This is a genomic window from Streptomyces sp. NPDC005151 (genome assembly GCF_053599875.1).
Map to the genome: position 1 here is coordinate 21,874 of NZ_JBSFYR010000055.1, position 20,403 is coordinate 42,276.

The 20,403-nt window shown below is 70.4% G+C and carries 21 protein-coding genes; 6 read left to right on the forward strand and 15 right to left on the reverse strand.

Going from position 1 to position 20,403, the window contains the following annotated elements; genetic code table 11:
* The first annotated feature begins 14 nt into the window (after nt 1-14).
* Both ACWD6R_RS25870 and ACWD6R_RS25875 read left to right on the forward strand, forming a co-directional pair.
* On the forward strand, nt 15-1,169 hold the full coding sequence (locus ACWD6R_RS25870) for an adenosine deaminase (RefSeq protein WP_451820886.1): 1,155 nt from the start codon (nt 15-17) through the stop codon (nt 1,167-1,169).
* Nucleotides 1,170-1,303: 134 nt separating this feature from the next.
* Nucleotides 1,304-1,657: a hypothetical protein gene (locus ACWD6R_RS25875; protein ID WP_451820887.1), complete on the forward strand. Its 354-nt coding sequence runs from the start codon at nt 1,304-1,306 to the stop codon at nt 1,655-1,657.
* Between the two features lie 105 nt (nt 1,658-1,762).
* On the opposite strand, the gene ACWD6R_RS25880 is transcribed toward ACWD6R_RS25875, so the two are convergent.
* The 5 genes from ACWD6R_RS25880 to afsQ1 all read right to left on the reverse strand — a co-directional run bounded on the left by ACWD6R_RS25880 (nt 1,763) and on the right by afsQ1 (nt 5,739).
* A complete protein-coding gene (locus ACWD6R_RS25880; protein WP_451820888.1) occupies nt 1,763-1,966 on the reverse strand; it encodes a PspC domain-containing protein in 204 nt (67 codons plus the stop codon).
* 94 nt (nt 1,967-2,060) lie between these two features.
* Nucleotides 2,061-2,615: a VanZ family protein gene (locus ACWD6R_RS25885; protein WP_451820889.1), complete on the reverse strand. Its 555-nt coding sequence runs from the start codon at nt 2,613-2,615 to the stop codon at nt 2,061-2,063.
* Between the two features lie 288 nt (nt 2,616-2,903).
* Nucleotides 2,904-3,527 (reverse strand): hypothetical protein, encoded by a 624-nt coding sequence (locus ACWD6R_RS25890; protein ID WP_451820910.1) that lies wholly within the window; start codon nt 3,525-3,527, stop codon nt 2,904-2,906.
* A complete protein-coding gene (locus tag ACWD6R_RS25895) occupies nt 3,527-5,065 on the reverse strand; it encodes an ATP-binding protein (RefSeq protein ID WP_451820890.1) in 1,539 nt (512 codons plus the stop codon). Before ACWD6R_RS25895 ends, ACWD6R_RS25890 begins: the two co-directional genes overlap by 1 nt.
* Nucleotides 5,062-5,739, reverse strand: coding sequence for a two-component system response regulator AfsQ1 (gene afsQ1 / locus ACWD6R_RS25900; RefSeq protein WP_189275392.1), 678 nt, complete (start codon nt 5,737-5,739; stop codon nt 5,062-5,064). The genes ACWD6R_RS25895 and afsQ1 overlap by 4 nt, the downstream gene beginning before the upstream one ends.
* A gap of 181 nt (nt 5,740-5,920) precedes the next feature.
* On the opposite strand from afsQ1, the gene ACWD6R_RS25905 reads away from it, so the two are divergent.
* Nucleotides 5,921-6,709, forward strand: a complete 789-nt coding sequence (locus ACWD6R_RS25905) for a SigE family RNA polymerase sigma factor (RefSeq protein WP_451820891.1) — start codon at nt 5,921-5,923, stop codon at nt 6,707-6,709.
* A 743-nt stretch (nt 6,710-7,452) separates the two neighbouring features.
* Here the strand turns inward: ACWD6R_RS25905 and ACWD6R_RS25910 are convergent.
* A complete protein-coding gene (locus tag ACWD6R_RS25910) occupies nt 7,453-8,160 on the reverse strand; it encodes a uridine kinase family protein (protein ID WP_451820892.1) in 708 nt (235 codons plus the stop codon).
* 64 nt (nt 8,161-8,224) lie between these two features.
* On the opposite strand from ACWD6R_RS25910, the gene ACWD6R_RS25915 reads away from it, so the two are divergent.
* Nucleotides 8,225-8,605, forward strand: a complete 381-nt coding sequence (locus tag ACWD6R_RS25915) for a hypothetical protein (RefSeq protein WP_451820893.1) — start codon at nt 8,225-8,227, stop codon at nt 8,603-8,605.
* A gap of 93 nt (nt 8,606-8,698) precedes the next feature.
* Here ACWD6R_RS25915 and ACWD6R_RS25920 read toward each other — a convergent pair whose 3' ends face one another.
* The 3 genes from ACWD6R_RS25920 to deoC are packed head-to-tail and all read right to left on the reverse strand — an operon-like array spanning nt 8,699 to nt 12,064.
* Nucleotides 8,699-9,667, reverse strand: coding sequence for an aldehyde dehydrogenase family protein (locus tag ACWD6R_RS25920; RefSeq protein WP_451820894.1), 969 nt, complete (start codon nt 9,665-9,667; stop codon nt 8,699-8,701).
* Nucleotides 9,660-11,096, reverse strand: coding sequence for an aldehyde dehydrogenase family protein (locus tag ACWD6R_RS25925; RefSeq protein ID WP_451820895.1), 1,437 nt, complete (start codon nt 11,094-11,096; stop codon nt 9,660-9,662). Before ACWD6R_RS25925 ends, ACWD6R_RS25920 begins: the two co-directional genes overlap by 8 nt.
* Before the next feature lie 5 nt (nt 11,097-11,101).
* Nucleotides 11,102-12,064 carry a deoxyribose-phosphate aldolase gene (deoC, locus tag ACWD6R_RS25930; protein WP_451820911.1) on the reverse strand — a complete coding sequence of 321 codons (963 nt, stop codon included), beginning with the start codon at nt 12,062-12,064 and terminating at the stop codon, nt 11,102-11,104.
* Between the two features lie 136 nt (nt 12,065-12,200).
* Between deoC and ACWD6R_RS25935 the strand changes: the two genes are divergently transcribed.
* Entirely contained in the window at nt 12,201-12,860 is a 660-nt protein-coding gene (locus ACWD6R_RS25935; RefSeq protein WP_451820896.1) for a PH domain-containing protein, read from the forward strand.
* 447 nt (nt 12,861-13,307) lie between these two features.
* On the opposite strand, the gene ACWD6R_RS25940 is transcribed toward ACWD6R_RS25935, so the two are convergent.
* The 3 genes from ACWD6R_RS25940 to ACWD6R_RS25950 all read right to left on the reverse strand — a co-directional run bounded on the left by ACWD6R_RS25940 (nt 13,308) and on the right by ACWD6R_RS25950 (nt 15,005).
* Nucleotides 13,308-13,538, reverse strand: coding sequence for a hypothetical protein (locus ACWD6R_RS25940; RefSeq protein WP_451820897.1), 231 nt, complete (start codon nt 13,536-13,538; stop codon nt 13,308-13,310).
* 88 nt (nt 13,539-13,626) lie between these two features.
* Nucleotides 13,627-14,241, reverse strand: a complete 615-nt coding sequence (locus tag ACWD6R_RS25945) for a TetR/AcrR family transcriptional regulator (protein ID WP_451820898.1) — start codon at nt 14,239-14,241, stop codon at nt 13,627-13,629.
* A gap of 86 nt (nt 14,242-14,327) precedes the next feature.
* Nucleotides 14,328-15,005 carry a helix-turn-helix domain-containing protein gene (locus tag ACWD6R_RS25950; protein WP_451820899.1) on the reverse strand — a complete coding sequence of 226 codons (678 nt, stop codon included), beginning with the start codon at nt 15,003-15,005 and terminating at the stop codon, nt 14,328-14,330.
* A gap of 275 nt (nt 15,006-15,280) precedes the next feature.
* On the opposite strand from ACWD6R_RS25950, the gene ACWD6R_RS25955 reads away from it, so the two are divergent.
* Nucleotides 15,281-16,726 (forward strand): NCS2 family permease, encoded by a 1,446-nt coding sequence (locus tag ACWD6R_RS25955; protein WP_451820900.1) that lies wholly within the window; start codon nt 15,281-15,283, stop codon nt 16,724-16,726.
* A 353-nt stretch (nt 16,727-17,079) separates the two neighbouring features.
* Here ACWD6R_RS25955 and ACWD6R_RS25960 read toward each other — a convergent pair whose 3' ends face one another.
* From ACWD6R_RS25960 to ACWD6R_RS25970, 3 genes are all read right to left on the reverse strand, one after another.
* Nucleotides 17,080-18,720: a phospho-sugar mutase gene (locus tag ACWD6R_RS25960; protein WP_451820901.1), complete on the reverse strand. Its 1,641-nt coding sequence runs from the start codon at nt 18,718-18,720 to the stop codon at nt 17,080-17,082.
* A 108-nt stretch (nt 18,721-18,828) separates the two neighbouring features.
* Nucleotides 18,829-19,653, reverse strand: a complete 825-nt coding sequence (locus ACWD6R_RS25965; RefSeq protein ID WP_451820902.1) for a purine-nucleoside phosphorylase — start codon at nt 19,651-19,653, stop codon at nt 18,829-18,831.
* A 102-nt stretch (nt 19,654-19,755) separates the two neighbouring features.
* Nucleotides 19,756-20,193, reverse strand: a complete 438-nt coding sequence (locus tag ACWD6R_RS25970; RefSeq protein WP_358857946.1) for a gamma-glutamylcyclotransferase — start codon at nt 20,191-20,193, stop codon at nt 19,756-19,758.
* Nucleotides 20,194-20,403 lie beyond the last annotated feature (210 nt).

A 20,403-nucleotide genomic window follows, 5' to 3' on the forward strand; every position in this document is an offset into this window, starting at 1 on the left:
GCTAGAGTGCACAGATGATGAGCCCGACCCTCCATGTGCCCGGCGCCGACCAGATCCGACGCGCCCCCAAGGTGCTGCTCCACGACCACCTCGACGGCGGTCTGCGCCCCGGCACGATTGTCGACCTGGCCCGTGAAGCGGGCTACGAAGCCCTTCCCGAGACCGACCCGGACAAGCTCGGCATCTGGTTCCGCGAGGCGGCCGACTCCGGTTCGCTGGAGCGATACCTGGAGACGTTCGCCCACACCTGTGCCGTCATGCAGACCCGGGACGCCCTGTTCCGGGTGGCCGCCGAGTGCGCCGAGGACCTGGCCGCGGACGGTGTCGTGTACGCGGAGGTGCGGTACGCCCCCGAGCAGCACCTGGCATCCGGGCTGACCCTCGAAGAGGTCGTCGAGGCGGTCAGCGAGGGCTTCCGCGAGGGCGAGCGCCGGGCCCGTCAGGACGGCAACCGGATCAGGGTGGGCGCCCTGCTCACCGCGATGCGGCACGCCGCCCGCGCCCTGGAGATCGCCGAACTCGCCAACCGCTACCGGGACCTGGGCGTCGTCGGCTTCGACATCGCGGGCGCCGAGGCGGGCTACCCGCCCACCCGCCACCTCGACGCCTTCGAGTACCTCAAGCGCGAGAACAACCACTTCACCATCCACGCGGGCGAGGCCTTCGGTCTGCCGTCGATCTGGCAGGCGCTCCAGTGGTGCGGCGCCGACCGCCTCGGCCACGGCGTCCGCATCATCGACGACATCGAGGTCGCCGAGGACGGCAGCGTGACGCTCGGCCGCCTCGCCTCGTACGTACGGGACAAGCGCATCCCGCTGGAGATGTGCCCGACCTCCAACCTTCAGACCGGCGCCGCCGCCTCGTACGCCGACCACCCCATCGGGCTGCTGCGGAGGCTCCATTTCCGCCTCACCGTGAATACGGACAACCGGCTGATGAGCGGTACGAGCATGAGCCAGGAATTCGAGCGGCTGACCGAGACCTTCGGATACACGCTCGACGACATGCAGTGGTTCACAGTCAATGCCATGAAATCAGCGTTCATTCCTTTCGATGAACGTCTCGCGATGATCAATGACGTGATCAAGCCCGGATATGCCGAGCTGAAGTCCGAGTGGCTCTTCGAGCAGACCGCTGCGACCAGCGGCTCTTCGTCCCCCGCGGGCTGATTCGCGCTCTGTGCCGAACGGCCGGGACGATCAAATCCCGGCCGTTCGGCGTGTCCGGCATGTTTGCGGGACAGGTCGTGGGCTGACTAGTTTGCAGAGCCGCTCGCGTCCCCTTCCCCAAGGATGAATTCCACATGAAGCAGTCTGCTGCCAGGACTCTCGGTGTCGCCGCTCTCGGCGCCGCTTTCGCCGCTGCCGCCGCCGGTACCGCTTCCGCGTCCGCGCTGCCCGTCGGCGCCGCGTCCGCGCTGCCCTCCCCCAAGCTCTCGGCTCCGCTCGAGCAGGGAGGTACCCCCTTCGGCTCCGCGCTGGGGACCGCCACCCAGAGCCTGCCGGTCCAGGACGCGGCCACCAAGCTCCTCGGCAGCGGTCAGACGAAGGTCGTCCACGACGCCACCTCACCGCTGGGGGGCCTGCTCGGCGGACTGCCCGCCGGCGGCGTGAAGGCCAACGGTCTGTCGACCAACGGTCTCCCGCTCGGCGGCTGACCCCCCCGCACCCACGCACGTGGGGCGGACACCCGGACCGGGTGCCCGCCCCACACGTGCGTCCAGGGACGAGGGGATGTCCGGCCATGATCCGCCGGACGCCCCCTACCAGGCGGTCGCCGCCGACGACTTCTCGGCCGGCAGCAGCAGCCACAGCGCCAGGTAGAGCAGGAACTGCGGGCCGGGCAGCAGGCAGGAGACCAGGAAGATCACGCGCATGGTCCCGGCGGACGTGCCGAAGCGCCGTGCCAGCGCTGCGCACACTCCGCCGATCATGCGTCCTTCACGGGGGCGGGCAAGTGCGGCCATGGTGGGCTCCTTCGTGAACCGTCTGCTGGGGAGCAGCTCCGTCGTGCTCCCGATGTCTCCATGGTGGCTCCGCGAACGGGGGCAAAGCGTCGCTCTACGGTGCGATACCGACCCTGGAAATCGTCGGGGTCGATCCCTGAGAGCTTTCCTCCCTCTGGCGGGGAATCGCCCCCCGTACCAGCTGCTCCTGCTTCCGGCGGCGCAGCCGCTTCCGGAACACCGGCACCACCAGCAGATGGGCCAACGCCACCCCGACCGTGTTCAGCAGCAGCGAATCGACATCGACGACCTGCCCAGGCACCCCGGTCTGCGCCAGCTCGATGGTCAGCGAGATCAGCGACCCGGCGGCGACGGTACGCGCCAGAGAGGCCCACGGCGAGACGTGGAGCCGGCCCCCGGCCATCGGCAGCAGCACCCCCAGCGGTGCCAGCAACAACAGTTGCTTACCGATCCGGTGCGCCGCCTCGGCCGGGCCGAGGGACAGGTCCGCCTTGATGCCGGCGAGCGGTTGAAGATTCGCGGCTGTCATCCACGGGACGTCCAGCGGGCGCAGAGTCAGCCACCCGACCAGCAGCAGATGCGCGAGGAGGAGGAACCCCCCGGCCGCGCGGAAGCGGATGACGGCCTGGCCGTCCGAACCTTGACCCACGCCCCCCAAGACGCCCCTGGCGGCGGGATCGGTTCCGCCCCCGCCCCAGGAAACCCGGGCGGGGGCGGCGCGACAGGCGGCGGGCTCACGGCCCTCCCCCGCGACAGGGAGTGGGCTCCCGACGCCCTGCGACTCCTCCCCCAAGCTCTGGGCTTCGCTCGAGCAGGGAGGGGCCCCCTTCGGCGTTGTTGTCGGTCACCGACGCTCCGCGTCGACTCCGTCCTCCGCCTTGCCGTCGAAGCCGCATGACACCGCTCGCTGATCCACTCCCTGTCGTGGGGGAGGCCGTCAGGGCAGCTCGAGCGCGCCGAGCGTCGACACGGACTTCGGCCGGGCCTTCGTCTCCGAAGTGCACAGATAGCCGCGCGGCGCGTAGTTCCCCGGTCCGCCGAGCATCACCGTGCCGTCCGGGGCGAGCGACTCGCTCTCCGCGTAGGTGCACACGATCTGCGCCAGCGCCTCCGACGGCAGGTCCTCCGGCTGCTCGCTGAGCCGCAGCGCGGCCGCCGGATCGCCCCGACGCGCCTCGCTGATCCGGAGCGTGGTCGGCACGGTCGTGGAGAAGCCGGCCTGGCGCTCGTCGCCGGCCGGTTCCTGCTGCAGCTCGCCGAGGAGCGCCTGCGCCACCCGGATCCGGTCCGCCTTCGGGTCGTGGACCTGTACCGCGCGGTCCACCGTGACCAGTTGCGAGGCGCAGACCAGATAGATCTGGACCGGGATGCCCTTCGACGCCTGTGTGCTGACGTCCTCCGCAGACATCGAGCACGGCACCCGCGACGGCGCGGCCCCCGCGTCGACCGGCACCGAGGTGGTCCTGATCCCGCACCCGGCGGCCAGCACGGCACAGACGACGGCGCCGGCCAGCGCCCCGGCCGAGCGGCGCGCCCGGCACCTACCACGGTTGCTGCGCATCACGTCGCGTCGCCCTCCTCGTCCTGGACCTCCGCGTCGTGATCCTGCGCGGTGCGGGTGAGCTGCTCGGCATCGCGCGGCAGCCGCAGGACGAACACCGCGCCGTCGCCGTCCGGCGAGTTCGCCGCGGTGATGTCACCGCCGTGGATGTGTGCGTTCTCCATGGCGATCGACAGACCCAGCCCGCTGCCCTCCGAACGCGGCCTGGACGCACTGGCCTTGTAGAAACGGTCGAAGACGTGCGGCAGGACGTCCTCGGGAATGCCGGGGCCGTGGTCGCGCACCTCGATGACGAGTTCGGCGCCGTCGGTCCGTACCGCGACCCGTACCGGCGAACCGCCGTGCTTCAGCGCGTTGCCGATCAGATTGGCCAGGATCACATCGAGCCGGCGCGGATCGAGGCGGACCATCATGCCGCGCTCGGCGTCCAGATCCACCGCGTCCAGCCAGGCGCGGGCGTCGATGCAGGCGGTGACCTGGTCGGCGACATCGACCGTGTCGAGGACGAGCCGGGCGGTACCCGCGTCGAAGCGGGTGACCTCCATCAGGTTCTCCACCAGGTCGTTGAGCCGCCGGGTCTCGCTGACCACCAGGTGCACGGCGGGCGCGATCATCGGGTCGAGGCTGTCGGCCTCGTCCTCCAGCACCTCGGCGACCGCGGTGATCGCGGTGAGCGGGGTCCGCAGTTCGTGCGACATGTCGGCGACGAACCGGCGGCTGGACTCCTCCCGCGCGCTCATGTCCGCGACCTTCTTCTCCAGCGAACTCGCGGCCTTGTTGAACGTGCGGGAGAGATCGGCGAGTTCATCGGTGCCGGACACCACGAGGCGGGTGTCGAGTTTCCCCTCGCCCAGCTTGCGCGCCGCGTCACCGAGCCGCTGCACCGGGCGCAGCACCGTCGTCGCGGCGGCCTGCGCCAGCAGCGCGGAGCCGACCAGGGCGAGAGCCGTGGCGATCCCCAGCGACCACGCAAGGGAGTTGAGGTCCTGCCGTTCCTGGTCCAGCGACTTCAGCATGTAGCCGGTCGGACCACCACCGATGATCTTCGTGCCGGCCACCAGGTACGGCGTACCGCGGATCGAGGTCCGCTGCCAGAACAGGTGGTACGCGTACTTGTTGCCCGCCTCCACCGGCTGCTTCCGGTTGACCTGCCGCTGCAGCGAGAGCGGCACGTTGTCGAGCGTGAACGAGTCCAGGTCGGAGTTGCCCACGATCGGCTTGCCGCCGTCACGCTTGTCGACGAGCAGCACGCTGTAGCCGGGGCTGCTGCTCGCCATCTGCACCGCGGTGTTCTGCAGGTCGTCCTTGGTCGGGCGCAGCGGCAGCGAAGCCGCCCGGTTCTGCATCTCCTGCCGGAAATCCCCGAGCGCCGCATCCTGCGTCCGCGTCAGGACCGCCTCGCGGTTGAGCCAGTACGCGATTCCCGAGGCCGACACCGCGGCGGTCAGCGCCACCAGTGCGAACACGACGACGAGCCGCAGCCGCAGACTGGTCCAGCGAAGTCCGGCGAGCAGGCTGCGCTTGGCGGCAGCACTCACTGAGGCGAGTCCAGCCGGTAGCCCACACCGCGTACGGTACGGATCAGGGTCGGCGAGGACGGCACGTCCTCCACCTTGGCGCGCAGCCGCTGCACACAGGCGTCGACCAGCCGGGAGTCACCGAGATAGTCGTGCTCCCAGACCAGCCGCAGCAACTGCTGGCGCGACAGGGCCTGTCCGGGGCGACGGCTCAGTTCGAGCAGGAGCCGCAGCTCGGTCGGCGTGAGCTGCAGGTCCTCCCCGTTCTTCGTCACGGTCATCGCGGAACGGTCGATGACGACGTTCCCGAACGTCGCCGAGTCCGTGGATTCGCGCTCACCGCGGCGCAGCACCGCACGGATCCGGGCGTCGAGCACCCGGCCCTGCACGGGCTTCACCACATAGTCGTCGGCGCCGGACTCCAGTCCGACCACGACGTCGATGTCGTCGCTGCGCGCGGTCAGCAGAATGATCGGCAGCTGGTCGGTGCGCCGGATGCGGCGGCACACCTCGAAACCGTCGATGCCGGGCAGCATCACATCCAGCACGATCAGGTCCGGCCGCTGCTCGCGCAGCAGTTTCAGGCCGTCCTCTCCCGTCGCCGCGGTGGCCACACGGTGGCCCTGGCGCGACAGCGAGAGTTCGAGGGCCGTGCGGATGGCGTCGTCGTCCTCGATCAGCAACAGGAAGGGCACGGAGGTCATTCTGGCCCATGGTGGAGCTTCAGTTCGACACTTGAAGCGCTCTCATACATCCGGCGCACCGGTGGGAGGCCCTGTGACAGGTCTGTGACAGTCGGCGGACAACGCCATGAAACAGCCCGGGCAAGCTCATTGGCACAAGGAACGGACGGACTCCACCGACGGGGGGCGCGAGATGAACGCACTGCACAGCACGACCACAAGCGCAGTTGTCACGCGTCTCCACGACGTCGGCAGGGGCACCGAGAAGTCCGGCACCGGAGGGGGTGCCTCCCTGCTCGAGCGGAACCGGGAGCTCGGGGGAGGCCGGGGGTGCGTTCGTGGCGCCGGGCGTCAGCACACGTCCTGTATGACGGTGGTCGACGCAACTGCGGCAGTCGGCGGGGGAGCCGCGTACGGGGAGGTCACGGGGGAGCGGACGTCCCGGACGGAGAGCTCGGACGCCGAAGCGGCGTTCACGGCCTACGTCCAGGAGCGCCGCGCCTCCCTGTACGCAACCGCCTACCACCTGACCGGTGACCGGTTCGAGGCCGAGGACCTGCTGCAGAGCGCCCTCTTCTCCACGTACCGGGCGTGGGACCGGATCAGTGACAAGGCGGCGGTCGGCGGGTACTTGCGCCGCACCATGACCAATCTACACATCAGCGCGTGGCGCCGACGCAAGTTGAACGAATACCCGACCGAGGAACTGCCGGAGACGGTGGGCGACACGGACGCGATGCGCGGTACGGAACTGCGTGCCGTGCTCTGGCAGGCGCTGGCGCGGCTGCCGGAACTCCAGCGCACGATGCTGGTCCTGCGGTACTACGAGGGGCGCACGGACCCCGAGATCGCGTCGATCCTCGACATCAGTGTCGGCACGGTGAAGTCGAGCATCTGGCGGTCGCTGCGGCGGCTGCGCGAGGACGAGGTGCTGAGCTTCGGCCGTGACGAGGAGGAGTCCTTCGGCGAGCTGGTGGCCTGAAGGCAGCGGGGGAACCGGGGGATCCGGGGACTGCTGCTTCGGGGGAAGCGGCGGGCTTACGGCCTCCTTCACGATGGGGAGCACACTCCCTGTCGCGGGGGAGGCCGTTACGGGGGAACGCAGCGGGGTCGGATGGGCCGGGGGGTCCTGTCCGGCCCTGCGGTGCGTCCGGGGCGGGGCGGGCGCGGGGAAGGCAGGGGGCCTCGCGGGGCTCTGCCCCGGCCCCGGTCCTCAATCGCGCGACGGCCTTGGACCCGGGGTTCTGCCCCGGAGCCCGGGACGACCAGGCCCGATTCGTAGGCCGTCACCACCGCCGGGCGGGCGACACGTTCACCGTCACCGGGTCCGGCGACATCGCACCGGCCGTGGGCGGGCCCGTGACCGCGGGCGGGCAGACCATCGAGCGCAGCCTGGCCGGCACGTTCGCATCGGCCCGTGGGCAGGGCTGGGAGTGCTCACGGGATGGGCCGTGGCCGCGCTGCTGGGAGGGGGCTGGTCCTGAGAGCCTGTCGGGTGACCTTCGATCGGAAAGCGGACGTGGTCTGGTGCGTGCGATTCCAAGGCGCTGGAAGGCCCTCGGATGGGGTCTCCCCTGCTCGAACGAAGCTGAGAGCTTGGGGAAGGAGCTACTAGGGCGTTTCGGCAACGCGGGAAGCGTGCGTGCCAGGGCGTGGCCGCCCGATCAGAGGTCACCCGACAGGCTCTGAGGCTGCGGGACGCGTAAGCCCCCGGCGTCCGACCGGCTACGCCACCTCGCGCGCCACCGGTGCCCGGCGGCACCGCCCTGCCGCAGCCGCCGCCAGGCGCCCGAGCGCCTCCTGCTTCCCGCACGGGTGAGCGCCCAGCGCCGTCTGCCGTGCCACGATCCGCCGCTCCGCGCGCATCAGCCGCCACCCCCGTCGCAGCAGGAACGGCACGGACTTGCGGCCCTCGCGCAGATCCCGCAGCAGCCGGCGGCGGAACGTCGTCGTCGGGCGGCCGCGCAGGCACAGAGCGTCCGCCAGGACACCCAGTTCCTGGCATCGCTCGACTATGTCCGCCGCGAAGATGCCCTCGGCCACGAACAGCGGCGTCCGCTCGATGTGGAGCGCCTCGCGGTCGATCCTTGAGCTGGTGGCGATGTCGTACACCGGGACGTGCGTACGCCCCGTGCGGCACAGCTCCGTGATGGCGGCGACCGCCGCATCCGCGTCCCAGGACTGTGCGGAGTCCCAGTCGATGTCCGAACTGCCCGGTACCAGCGGCAGTGTGGGGTCGTCGCCCTCCTTGTAGAAGTCGTCCAGGCGCAGCACCGGAAGGTCGGTGCGGGCGGCCAGGGAGGACTTGCCGGAGCCGGAGGGGCCCGCGAGCAGCACGACGCGGGTCGGGATCGGTTGGGAACTCACAGGACACGAGTGTGAGGCATTGACCCGCGCAGGGGATCCCCCGGTGTCCGTGTTGGTATCCAGCATCACACCTCAACTACTCTACGCACACAAATAATTACTCGATTGGCATCGAGCAGGTGGGAATTCCATGGCACGACATGCACTTTCCAGGTCCCGGCGCCGCGCGCTGCTGCGCGCAGGTCTGACCGTCACCGCGGTGGGCGCCGCGCTCGGTGCGGGAGGTGCGGCGGCACAGGCGGCGCCGCTGCCCATCGCTCCGGCCTCGGGCGCCGACAGCAGCCTCGCCGCGGTCGGTGAGGCGACCGGGGGCGCGGCGACCGGGGCACTCGGACACGGGGTCTCTCCGGTCACGAACCTTCAGCTCGACCCGCTGGCCAAGACGGGTGCGGACCCGCTGACCAACAGGGTGGGGACGCAGATCGCCGACTTCAAGCCGGTCACCACGGGCATCGTCACCGACCCGCTGAGCAGGGGTGGTGCGCTGAACGACCTGCCGTTGGTGGGGTAGGTGACGGGGCTGGTGCACGGCTGATCCCGGCGCACAGGGCTGCGGCCCGTCCCTCCGCAGTGTTGCCGGAGGGGCGGGCCGCAGCCGCGTCGGTCAGTAGGAGGAACCCGAGACGCCGAGTGCGCCTGTGGGGTGCCAGACCGTCTTGGTCTCCAGGAAGGCCGTCAGGCGGTCCGTGCCCGGGTCGGCCGACCAGTCGTTTCCGTCCACAGCCTGTGGACGAGCGGCGCTCTGCGCTTCCTTCTCCGGGTGGTGGCGGGAGACCGGTGGGCGGAGAACGCGCTTCAGGTTGTCCGCTGCCGCGATCTCCAGCTCCTTCGCCAGATCGGCGTCGGCGCCCGTGAGATCGATCGCGTTCACGTCCTGGTGGGATGCGAGCGGGGCCGCGAGCTCCGCCGTTTTCCCGGACAGGATGTTCACCACACCGCCCGGCAGGTCGGAGGTGGCCAGCACCTCGCCCAGGGACAGCGCCGGGAGCGGGGCGTCGGCGGACGCGATGACGACCGCCGTGTTGCCGGTCGCGATCACCGGCGCGACGACGGAGACCAGACCCAGGAACGACGACTTCTGCGGCGCGACGACCGCGACCACGCCCGTCGGCTCGGGCGTGGAAAGGTTGAAGAACGGGCCCGCGACCGGGTTCGCCCCGCCCACGATCTGGCCGATCTTGTCGGTCCAGCCCGCGTACCAGACCCAGCGGTCGATCGCCGCGTCCACGACGGCCGCCGCCTTGGACTTCGAAAGCCCCTCCGCGTCCGCCACTTCCCGTACGAACTGGTCCTTGCGGCCCTCCAGCATCTCCGCGATGCGGTAGAGGATCTGGCCGCGGTTGTACGCTGTTGCGCCCGACCAGCCGCCGAACGCCTTGCGGGCGGCCACGACCGCGTCCCGTGCGTCCTTGCGGGAGGACTGCGGGGCGTTCGCCAGCCACTTGCCCTTGCCCGCCGCGCCAGCGGCTGATGTCTTCGCCGTCACCTCGTACACCCGGCCGCTCTCGGAGCGGGGGAACTTGCCCCCGACGTACAGCTTGTAGGTCTTCAGCACAGTCAAGCGGTCAGACATCGAGGTACGCCTCCAGGCCGTGACGGCCGCCTTCGCGGCCGAAGCCCGACTCCTTGTATCCGCCGAACGGCGAGGTCGGGTCGAACTTGTTGAACGTATTGGCCCAGACGACGCCCGCCCGGAGCTTGCTCGCCACCGCGAGGATGCGGGAGCCCTTCTCCGTCCAGATGCCGGCCGACAGGCCGTACTGGCTGTTGTTGGCCTTGGCCACCGCCTCGTCCGGCGTGCGGAACGACAGGACCGAGAGCACCGGGCCGAAGATCTCGTCGCGGGCGATGGTGTGCGCCTGGGTGACGTTCGTGAACAGCGTCGGGGCGAACCAGTAGCCGGAGGACGGGAGTTCGCACGGGGCGGACCAGCGCTCGGCGCCCTCCGCCTCGCCCGTCCCGACCAGTGCCGTGATCCGGGAGAGCTGCTCCGCGGAGTTGATCGCACCGATGTCGGTGTTCTTGTCCAGCGGGTCGCCGAGGCGCAGCGTGGTCAGCCGGCGCTTCAGGGAGTCCAGCAGCTCGTCCTGGATCGACTCCTGTACGAGGAGGCGCGAGCCCGCGCAGCAGACCTGCCCCTGGTTGAAGAAGATGCCGGTGACGACGCCCTCGACGGCCTGGTCGATCGGGGCGTCGTCGAAGACGATGTTGGCGCCCTTGCCACCCAGCTCCAGGGTGACCTTCTTGTCGGTGCCCGCGATCTGGCGGGCGATGGCCTTGCCGACCGCGGTCGAGCCGGTGAAGGCGACCTTGTTGACGTCCGGGTGCTCGACGAGGGCCGCGCCCGCGTCGCCGTACCCGGTGAGGATGTTCACGACGCCCTTCGGCAGCCCCGCCTGGCGGCAGATGTCCGCGAAGAAGAGCGCGGAGAGCGGGGTCGTCTCGGCGGGCTTGAGGACCACCGTGTTGCCGGTGGCGAGCGCCGGGGCGATCTTCCACGCCAGCATGAGCAGCGGGAAGTTCCACGGGATGATCTGGCCCGCGACACCGAGCGGGCGCGGGTTCGCGCCGTAGCCCGCGTGGTCGAGCTTGTCGGCCCAGCCCGCGTAGTAGAAGAAGTGCGCCGCGACCAGCGGGAGGTCCGCGTCACGGGTCTCCTTGATCGGCTTGCCGTTGTCGAGGGTTTCGAGAACGGCAAGCTCGCGCGAGCGCTCCTGGATGATCCGGGCGATCCGGAACAGGTACTTGGCGCGCTCGGAGCCCGGCAGTGCCGACCACTTCTCGAATGCCTTGCGGGCCGCCTTCACGGCCCGGTCGACGTCCGCGGCGCCGGCTTGCGCGACCTCGGAGAGCACCTCTTCGCTGCTCGGCGAGACCGTCTTGAAAACCTTGCCGTCGGCCGCGTCGGTGAACTCGCCGTCGATGAACAGGCCGTACGAGGGCGCGATATCGACGACCGAGCGCGACTCGGGGGCGGGGGCGTACTCGAATGCAGATGCCATGGGGATCAGTCCACCGTCACGTAGTCGGGGCCGGAGTAGCGGCCGGTGGCCAGCTTCTGGCGCTGCATCAGCAGGTCGTTGAGCAGACTCGACGCGCCGAAGCGGAACCAGTGGTTGTCCAGCCAGTCCTCGCCGGCGGTCTCGTTGACCAGGACGAGGAACTTGATCGCGTCCTTGGAGGTGCGGATGCCGCCGGCGGGCTTCACACCGATCTGCACACCGGTCTGCTCCCGGAAGTCGCGCACGGCCTCCAGCATCAGCAGGGTGTTCGCGGGCGTGGCGTTGGTCCCGACCTTGCCGGTCGACGTCTTGATGAAGTCCGCGCCCGCCAGCATGCCGAGCCAGGAGGCGCGGCGGATGTTGTCGTAGGTGGACAGCTCGCCGGTCTCGAAGATGACCTTGAGGCGGGCGTCGGTGCCGTCGGCACGGGCGCACTCGGCCTTTACAGCGAGGATCTCCTCGTACACCTTGAGGTAGTGGCCGGAGAGGAAGGCGCCCCGGTCGATCACCATGTCGATCTCGTCGGCCCCGGCGGCCACGGCGTCGCGGACGTCCGCGAGCTTCACGTCGAGCGCCGCGCGCCCGGCGGGGAAGGCCGTCGCGACGGACGCCACCTTCACGCCGGAACCGGCCAGCGCGGCGGCGGCCGTCGCCGCCAAGTCGGGATAGACGCAGACCGCGGCGGTGCGCGGGGTCGTGCGGTCGGTCGGGTCGGGATTGACGGCCTTGGCGGCGAGAGCCCGGACCTTGCCCGGGGTGTCCGCGCCTTCCAGCGTCGTCAGGTCGATCATCGAGATGGCGAGGTCGATGGCGTACGCCTTGGCCGTCGTCTTGATCGAACGGGTTCCGAGGGACGCGGCGCGCGCTTCGAGGCCGACGGCGTCGACGCCGGGCAGCCCGTGCAGGAAGCGGCGCAGCGCACTGTCGGACGCGGTGGCGTCGGAGAATGCGGGTGCAGTGGTGGGCATGGTCACCAGACGAGCATATCTACGCGCGTAGCGGCCTGTACAGGGGGGAGGGGCCACCGGCGTGGGGGCGCGGTGCCGTCCGGGTGAGGGGTGGCCGCTCCGGCGGGACTTGTGCACGTCAGGCAGAATCGGCCTCATGACGAGCCCCACACCTCCCACCGAGCCGACCTACGCCGACCGGACCTTCCGGTCGCCCGCCGGGATGATGGGCGGTGTCCTGCTGCTCCTGCTGATCGGCTGGCTCGGCGTGGATGCCCTGATCAGGGGTGACGGGCGGACGCCGTGGCTGGCCCTGGCCGGGCTGCTGACGGCTGTGCCGTTGATCGTCGCGTTCACGCTGCGACCGGTCGTGTCGGCGAACGAGGAGCGGATCCGGATCCGCAACCCGTTCCGGACGATCACGATGCCGTGGGCGGCGGTCGCGGACGTGCGGGCCAGGTTCTCCACCGAACTGTTCACCCAGGACGGCGCGAAGTACCAGCTGTGGGCGGTGCCGGTGTCGCTGCGGCAGCGCAAGAAGGCGGCACGGCAGCAGGCCCGGCAGTCGCTGGACGACCCGTACGGCCGGACGTCCGCGCACGCCGATGTCCGGGACGACAGGTCCCGCATGGCGACGGCCGACCAGTCCATGGCGGACCTCCGTGAGCTGATGGAGCGGGCGAAGACGGGGGCGGGTGCGGCCGCACGGTCTTCGGCGTCCTCGGAGTCTTCGGTTTCGGTTCGCTGGGCGTACGAGTTGATCGCCCCGGCGGTGGTCGGCGTGGTGCTGCTGGTGGTGCTGCTCGCGACCGGCTGAGAGCCTGTCGGGTGACCTTCGATCGGAAAGCGGACGTGGTCTGGTGCGTGCGATTCCAAGGCGCCGGAAGGCCCTCGGATGGGGTCTCCCCTGCTCGAACGAAGCTGAGAGCTTGGGGAAGGAGCTACTAGGGCATTTCGGCAACGCGGGAAGCGTGCGTGCCAGGGCGTGACCGCCCGATCAGAGGTCACCCGACAGGCTCTGAGGCGGGCCGGAGTACGCGCGTACGACGATCGGCCCCCGACGTACGCACGCGGGCGGTCCCGGTCGCGAGGCAGCTCCGTCCGCCGGGTCGGTCCTCCGCGGTCGTCCGGTAGGTGCACACATGCACGCCCGTGCCGCTGGTGACCGCCGAGGCCAGTTCGAGGGTGTGCGGTGCGCCGTCTTCGGCTCCCCTTTTTCCCGCTCCGGGTTTACAGCATCAGAGACTGTCGCACGGCCTCGAAATCATCGCGCCCGCTCGATCGAACCCGATCCATCGCGCAGCGGCGTGCGCATTCGGCGTCCGGCGGCCGCGGGGCCGGGTCCACCGGGCGCGGTCCGGACTTCCTGCGACACGGCGGGAAGATGCCGACGCCGGGAGGGAACGGTCAGCACACCGAGGCAGGCAATGACGAGGACGACCCCGGTCCAGCCGAGGGCGGGCAGGTGTTCGCCCACGACCAGGACCGCGAACACGGCCGCTACGGCGGGCTCCAGCAGGGACAGGGTGGTCGCGGTACTGACCGGGATGCGGGGCAGCCCGCGGCGCGCCCGGCAGGCCGCGTCACAGGCCGTCCACCAGACGCGCCGCCATGTCGCGGGCGCGCCGCATGCGTGCGCCGTCGCCTTCGAGGCCCGCGCGCACGATGGCCCCTTCGAGCAGGAACGCCAGGTGTTCCGCCGTGGCCCGGGCCTGCTCGTCCCGGCCGGGCAGCAGCTCTTGGAGGTGGGCCGTGAGCAGGCTCTCGACCTCCTCCTTGTGGCGGCGCACCACCGCCCGGCCCTCGTGCCCGGTCGGCAGTTCGGCGGCCGCGTTGAGCAGCCCGCAGCCGCGGAAGCCGTGCTCGTAGGCGAGACCGGCATGGTCGGCGTAGGCGTCGAAGACAGCCAGTGCGGCCTCCCGCGGGCTCTGCGCGTCGGCCAGGCGCCGCTGGTAGAGGCCGAGCCACTCCTCGTGGCGGGCCTGGAGGTAGGCGCGGACGAGGTCGGCCTTGGAGGCGAAGTTGTTGTAGAGGCTCATCTTCGCCACGCCCGCCTCGGCCGTGATCGTGTCGATCCCTGTCGCCGCCACGCCGTCGGCGTAGAACCGCCGCGCCGCGGCATCGAGAATCCGTCCCCGCGCAGGCCCTGCTCGCCGCCGCTTTCCCGGCTGCTGCCCGGTGGCGCCCGCCTCGGTCATGTCTGCCTCCCGTGGCCCATGATTAGGTAGACCAGTCTACCTAATCATGTTGGCTCACGATGCACCGGCCGCGCGGACACGCGTGGCTAATGCTCCGGGAGCCGGGCCCAGAAGTGGTTGACGATGTCGTCGATGTAGCGTCGTCCGTTTTCGCCGGAGGCGGTGGTGCCGCCGGCTCGGCTGAGGGTGGCGGCCATGAGGGTCTGGTACTCGTGGTGCATGTCGCGCAGGGGGTCTTCCAGGTGGCGGCGTTCCGTGGAGACGAGGCGGGCGATGGCGCGGATGTGGGCCTGCCAGCGGGTGGAGACGGCTTCGGTGAGGAGGCCGGCGAGTTCGTCCTCCAGGCCGGTGATGGCGATGAAGTCGCGTGGGGGGAGGTTGAGGAGGGCGCCGAGTTTGGCGGACTGCCGTTTGTCGCCGGCCCATCGGCCGGTTTCTTCCATCTGGTGGTAGGCGTCGAGGGTGAGGCCGGTGGCGCGGGCGACGTCCTCGGCGGCCAGTCTGCGGGCGAGACGGTGTTCGCGCAGGGTGCGGGGGGCGCCCATGAGTTCGCGGGGGTTGCACCACAAGGCGCCGGCCAGTGCGGTGAGTTCGCTGGCGGTGGGCAGTGCGGTGCCGCGTTCCCACGCGGTGATGTGGTCGGGGGTGATGTGGGTCGTGCCGTAGGAGGCGCGCATGCCGTAAGCGACGTGGCCGGGGGCCATCCCGAGTTTCTCGCGCAGGAGGCGGGCGGCGCGCGCGTTGAAGGGGAGCGGTGGATGCACGGAATGAGAGTAGGGAGTCACCCGGGGTGAACTCCATGGCCGCTGTCGCCCGCATCCCGGTTTGGCTGGATAGGTCGCCGGTGATTTTGGAGGAACCGACAGGGGTGCTGCGGGAAGGTCAACTAATTGATTCCGCAAAGCGATTGAGATCACGCCTCTGCCGCGTATGATCCGCTCGCAAGGCGCCGTACGTGTGTTCGTGCAACCGACCGACACACGCTTCCGGCGCCACTGCCATGTTTTCCCTCGCACTTGCAGGTCCAGGAGACGCAGTCATGCACACCAGCACGACAGGCCAGGCCGAAGCGCCGACAATCAGACCCGGTGGCCCGCTCAACCGGTTCTTCCGCATCGGCGAACGCGGCTCGACGTACGGCCGTGAGATACGCGGCGGGTTCGCCACCTTCTTCACCATGGCGTACATCCTCGTACTCAACCCGATCATCCTCAGCAGTACCGAGGACAAGTTCGGCCACCAGCTGGACGCCGGCCAACTAGCCACCGCCACGGCCCTGGTGGCCGCCGTGATGACCGTGATCATGGGTGTGGGCGGCAACCTGCCGCTCGCCCTTGCCGCGGGCCTGGGTCTCAACGCCGTCACCGCCTTCCAGATCGCCCCCCTGATGAGCTGGGAAGACGCGATGGGCCTCATCGTGCTCGAAGGCCTGCTGATCTGCGTACTGGTGATGACCGGCCTGCGCGAGGCCATCATGCACGCCATTCCGCAAGCTCTCAAACAAGCCATCAGCGTCGGCATCGGCCTGTTCATCGCCTTCATCGGCTTCGTCGACTCCGGGTTCGTCACCCGCATCCCGGACGCCGCGCACACCACCGTGCCCGTTCAGATCGGCACAGGCGCCCTCACCGGGTGGCCCATGCTCGTCTTCTGTCTCGGCGTGCTGATGACGATCGTCCTCCTGGCCCGCAAGGTGCAGGGCGCCATCCTCATCAGCATCGTCGTGATGACCGTCGTCGCCGTCGTCATCAACGGGATTGCCGACATCAAGTCCTGGGGTCTGACTAACCCCTCGCTGCCCGACAAGCCCGTCGCCGCACCCGACTTCGGGCTCCTGGGCAAGTTCGATCTGTTCGGCTCGTTCGGTCAGGTCAGCGTGCTGACCGTCGTCCTGCTCGTCTTCACCCTCATCCTGTCCGACTTCTTCGACACGATGGGCACCGTCGTCGGCGTCACCGCCGAAGCCGGACTCCTCGACGAGCGCGGCCAGGTCCCCGGTCTGGGCCGCGTGCTGCTCATCGACGGCGCAGCCGCCGTCGCCGGCGGCGCCGCCTCCGCCTCGTCCGCCACCACCTACATCGAGTCCGCCGCCGGTGTCGGCGAAGGCGCGCGCACCGGGTTCGCCAACCTCATCACCGGTGGCCTGTTCGCCCTCGCCCTCTTCTTCACCCCCGTTCTCACCATCGTGCCCCTCCAGGCTGCGGCCCCCGCCCTCATCGCGGTCGGGTTCCTGATGATGACCCAGGTCAAGCACATCGACTGGGACCGGTACGAACTCGCCATTCCCGCCTTCCTGACCATCGCCGTCATGCCGATGACCTACTCCATCACCAACGGCATCGGCGCCGGCTTCCTCTCCTACGTGGTCATCAAGGCGTGCCTGGGCAAGGCCCGCGAAGTCCACTGGCTGCTCTGGGGCACCGCGACGCTCTTCCTCGTCTACTTCGCGATCGACCCGCTGGAGCAGCTGCTCAACATCAAGTAGCCGCGCGGACACCCACCGAGCCACCCGCACGGGGCGCCCCTTCCGCCGATCAGGCGGCTGCGTCGCCGATGCGGGTCGGCGAGGACCACGTGCGCGATGTCATCCCCGCCTTCAACGAGCGGGGTTCTGCGCGGTGGATCCGAAACGGAGCGGGGGACGGCCCAGGACGATCAGCGACGAGGTGCGTGTGAGCACACCACGTCCGCCTGATCGCCCGGACGTCCCCCGCCGGCGGTGCGGCCCACGGCCGGTACCGGGGCGACCTGCCCCTCCGGTCCTGCGTGGGCCCGGACACCGGCTTCACGTTCCTGATGCGTACCTGACGCGTACGTGAAACCCGCCGCCGTGACCGGTCAGATCCCGGCCGCCGTCGCCAGGTCCCGCTTGATCCCGGCGAGCAGCTCCGCACCCCGCGCACGGGCCGCGGGCAGCTCGTCCGTCGAAGCGACCGGCACCACGACCTCCAGGTAGCACTTGAGCTTCGGCTCGGTGCCGCTCGGCCGGACGATCACCCGGGCACCCTCCAGGTGGTAGCGGAGTCCGTCGGTGGGCGGCAGCTGCTCCGTGCCCTCCGACAGATCCTCGGCCGAGGTGACGGCGAGCCCCGCGAGCGCGGTCGGCGGGGCCTCGCGCAGCCGCCGCATGGCGTCCGCGATGACCGACAGGTCCTCCACCCGGACCGAGAGCTGGTCGGTGGCGTGCAGCCCGTGCTCGACCGCGAGGTCGTCGAGGAGATCGAGGAGCGTGCGCCCCTGCTCCTTGAGCACGGAGGCCAGCTCGGCGACGAGCAGTGCGGCCGTGATGCCGTCCTTGTCACGTACGCCGTCGGGGTCGACGCAGTAGCCGAGCGCCTCCTCGTACCCGTACCGCAGGCCGTCGACGCGGGCGATCCACTTGAAGCCGGTCAGCGTCTCCTCGTACCCGTTCCCCGCCTTCTCGGCGATCCGGCCGAGCAGCGACGACGACACGATCGACTCGGCGAAGACACCGGTGGCACCGCGGGCCACCAGATGGGCGGCGAGCAGCGCGCCGACCTCGTCGCCGCGCAGCATCCGCCAGCCGCCGTCCACGGACGCGTCCGGGACGGCGACGGCGCAGCGGTCGGCGTCCGGGTCGTTGGCGATGACGATGTCCGGGTGCGCGTGCCGGGCGGTGGCGAACGCGAGATCCATCGCCCCCGGCTCCTCCGGGTTCGGGAACGCGACCGTGGGGAACGCCGGGTCGGGCTCGGCCTGCTCGGCGACGAGCACCGGCTCCGGGAACCCGGCGCGGGCGAAGGCCGCGGTCAGGACGGACGTGCCGACGCCGTGCATGGCGGTGTACACGACCTGGGCGGTACGCGGGGACCCGGCGTCGAGCACCGCGTCCGTACGGGCCAGATAGGCGTCCAGGACCTCGTCGCCGAGGATCTCCCAGCCGCTCTCCGGCCGGTCCACGCCGGCCAGCGGGCCGACCGCGGCGATCGCGTCGGCGATCTCCCCGTCCGCCGGGGGCACGATCTGCGAGCCGTCGCCCAGATAGACCTTGTAGCCGTTGTCGCGCGGCGGATTGTGGCTCGCGGTCACCTCGACGCCCGCGACGGCGCCCAGGTGACGTATGGCATACGCCAGGACGGGGGTCGGGAGCGGGCGGGGGAGGACCGCCGCGCGCAGACCCGCACCCGTCATCACGGCCGCAGTGTCGCGGGCGAAGTCGGCGGACTTGTACCGGGCGTCGTACCCGATGACGACCGTGCCGCCGGTCTGCCCCTTCGCCTTCAGATAGGCGGCGAGACCGGCGGCGGCGCGGATGACGACGGACCGGTTCATCCGCATCGGCCCGGCCCCCAGCTCACCGCGGAGCCCGGCGGTACCGAACTGCAGCGTGCCGGCGAACCGTGCGGCGAGCGCGTCGAGGTCCTCGGCGTCGATGAGCTTGGCGAGCTCGTCGCGGGTCTCGGGGTCGGGGTCCTCGGCGAGCCAGGTCCTGGCCTGCGTGATGAGGTCCTGCTGCACGGTGTCCGCCTTTCTGCGGGGTGAGGTGTTTTCCGGGTGCGGGTGGGTGGCACGCCGCGCGGGGCGGTCCCGGGCAGGAGCCACCGCCCGCCGCAGGGCGACGCCCGGTCAGATGCGGTCGAGCACCCGCGCGAGCAACGACCCCATCCGGGTCGCCGAGTCCCGCCCTGCCTGCAGTACCTCTTCGTGGTTCAGCGGCTCCCCGCTCAGCCCGGCGGCCAGATTCGTGACGAGCGAGATGCCCAGCACCTCCGCCCCCGCCTCCCGCGCGGCAATGGCTTCGAGCACCGTGGACATGCCGACCAGGTCGCCGCCCATGACACGGACCATGTTGATCTCGGCCGGGGTCTCGTAGTGCGGACCGGGGAACTGCACGTACACGCCCTCTTCGAGGGTGTCGTCGACCTCCTTGCACAGCGCGCGCAGCCGCGGCGAGTACAGGTCCGTGAGGTCGACGAAGTTGGCGCCGACGATCGGGGACGCCGCGGTCAGGTTGATGTGGTCGCTGATCAGGACCGGCTGCCCGGGGCGCATGCCCTTGCGCAGACCGCCGCAGCCGTTCGTCAGGACGACGGTCTTGCAGCCGGCGGCGACGGCGGTACGGACCCCGTGCGCGACGGCGGCGACGCCGCGGCCCTCGTAGAAGTGCGTGCGGCCGAGGAAGACCAGGGCGCGCTTCTCGCCGATCAGGTACGAGCGGATCGTGCCGCCGTGGCCCTGGACGGCGGGTGCCGGGAAGCCGGGCAGTTCGGTCACCGGGAACTCGGCCTCCGGAGTGCCGAGCGCGTCGCCCGCGGGTGCCCAGCCGGAACCCATCACGAGGGCGACGTCGTGGGTCTCGGCACCGGTCAGCTCGCGCAGGCGGGCAGCGGCGTCGGCAGCGGCGGCGTGCGGGTCGCCCTGGATGTTGTCCGGAATAACAGATGCGTTCACGCGGAAGAGGGTAGCCGGTGATTCCCTACGCGCGTAGATGCCTCTACGCAGAGTCTGCCCACGCCTGCTTGTACATTCATGCAAAAGTGCTGGTCCGCTGGGTCAGCAGGGGCGTTTGCGCAGCTCCATCACATAGTCGTGCGGCGCGCCCGCCGACTCGGCGGCGTCCGCGATCTCGCCCAGATAGCGGGCGGACGGCAGCCCGCCCTCGTACCCGTTCAGCACATACATCCAGGCCGGCTCCTCGCCGTCCAGGGTGTGCACCCGGACCCGCATCCGCCGGTAGATGTCGAGGCCGACACCCTCCCAGCGGTCCATGGAGTCCTCGTCCATCGGCGCGAGGTCGTACAGCGTCACGAAGACCTGCGAGCGCGGCGCCTCCACCACCGTGGCCAGCGCACCTTCCCAGCCCATCTGCTCCCCGCCGAAGGTCAGCCGCCAGCCGTTGAGCCAGCCCGTGCCGCGCAGCGGGGAATGCGGTGCGCGGCGCGTCATCAGCCGCGCGTCGAGGTTGCCGGCGTACGCGGCGTAGAGCGACATGGGGTCGAGGGTACGGGAGGCGACCCCGGGAGCGGCGTTTCCTGTGAGGAAGACCCCGGTCGGCGCCCCCGGGGAGAACCAGTGGAGGCCTCTGCAAGGGGACCTCGCCGCGCCCCTTCCGCGGTCCTGGCTCCCGTATGGAGGGCCCCGGGGCGAAGCATGTTGGCACGTGCGGGACAATGGAGTACGTACTGCATACCCCCGGGGTGA

Bases quoted from the DNA above. Each gene is read 5' to 3' on its own strand.
- ACWD6R_RS25870 (WP_451820886.1), top strand. From the start codon at position 15: ATGATGAGCCCGACCCTCCATGTGCCCGGCGCCGACCAGATCCGACGC.
- ACWD6R_RS25875 (WP_451820887.1), top strand. From the start codon at position 1,304: ATGAAGCAGTCTGCTGCCAGGACTCTCGGTGTCGCCGCTCTCGGCGCC.
- ACWD6R_RS25880 (WP_451820888.1), bottom strand. From the start codon at position 1,966: ATGGCCGCACTTGCCCGCCCCCGTGAAGGACGCATGATCGGCGGAGTG.
- ACWD6R_RS25890 (WP_451820910.1), bottom strand. From the start codon at position 3,527: ATGCGCAGCAACCGTGGTAGGTGCCGGGCGCGCCGCTCGGCCGGGGCG.
- ACWD6R_RS25905 (WP_451820891.1), top strand. From the start codon at position 5,921: ATGAACGCACTGCACAGCACGACCACAAGCGCAGTTGTCACGCGTCTC.
- ACWD6R_RS25910 (WP_451820892.1), bottom strand. From the start codon at position 8,160: ATGCTGGATACCAACACGGACACCGGGGGATCCCCTGCGCGGGTCAAT.
- ACWD6R_RS25915 (WP_451820893.1), top strand. From the start codon at position 8,225: ATGGCACGACATGCACTTTCCAGGTCCCGGCGCCGCGCGCTGCTGCGC.
- ACWD6R_RS25920 (WP_451820894.1), bottom strand. From the start codon at position 9,667: ATGTCTGACCGCTTGACTGTGCTGAAGACCTACAAGCTGTACGTCGGG.
- ACWD6R_RS25925 (WP_451820895.1), bottom strand. From the start codon at position 11,096: ATGGCATCTGCATTCGAGTACGCCCCCGCCCCCGAGTCGCGCTCGGTC.
- deoC (WP_451820911.1), bottom strand. From the start codon at position 12,064: ATGCCCACCACTGCACCCGCATTCTCCGACGCCACCGCGTCCGACAGT.
- ACWD6R_RS25935 (WP_451820896.1), top strand. From the start codon at position 12,201: ATGACGAGCCCCACACCTCCCACCGAGCCGACCTACGCCGACCGGACC.
- ACWD6R_RS25945 (WP_451820898.1), bottom strand. From the start codon at position 14,241: ATGACCGAGGCGGGCGCCACCGGGCAGCAGCCGGGAAAGCGGCGGCGA.
- ACWD6R_RS25955 (WP_451820900.1), top strand. From the start codon at position 15,281: ATGCACACCAGCACGACAGGCCAGGCCGAAGCGCCGACAATCAGACCC.
- ACWD6R_RS25970 (WP_358857946.1), bottom strand. From the start codon at position 20,193: ATGTCGCTCTACGCCGCGTACGCCGGCAACCTCGACGCGCGGCTGATG.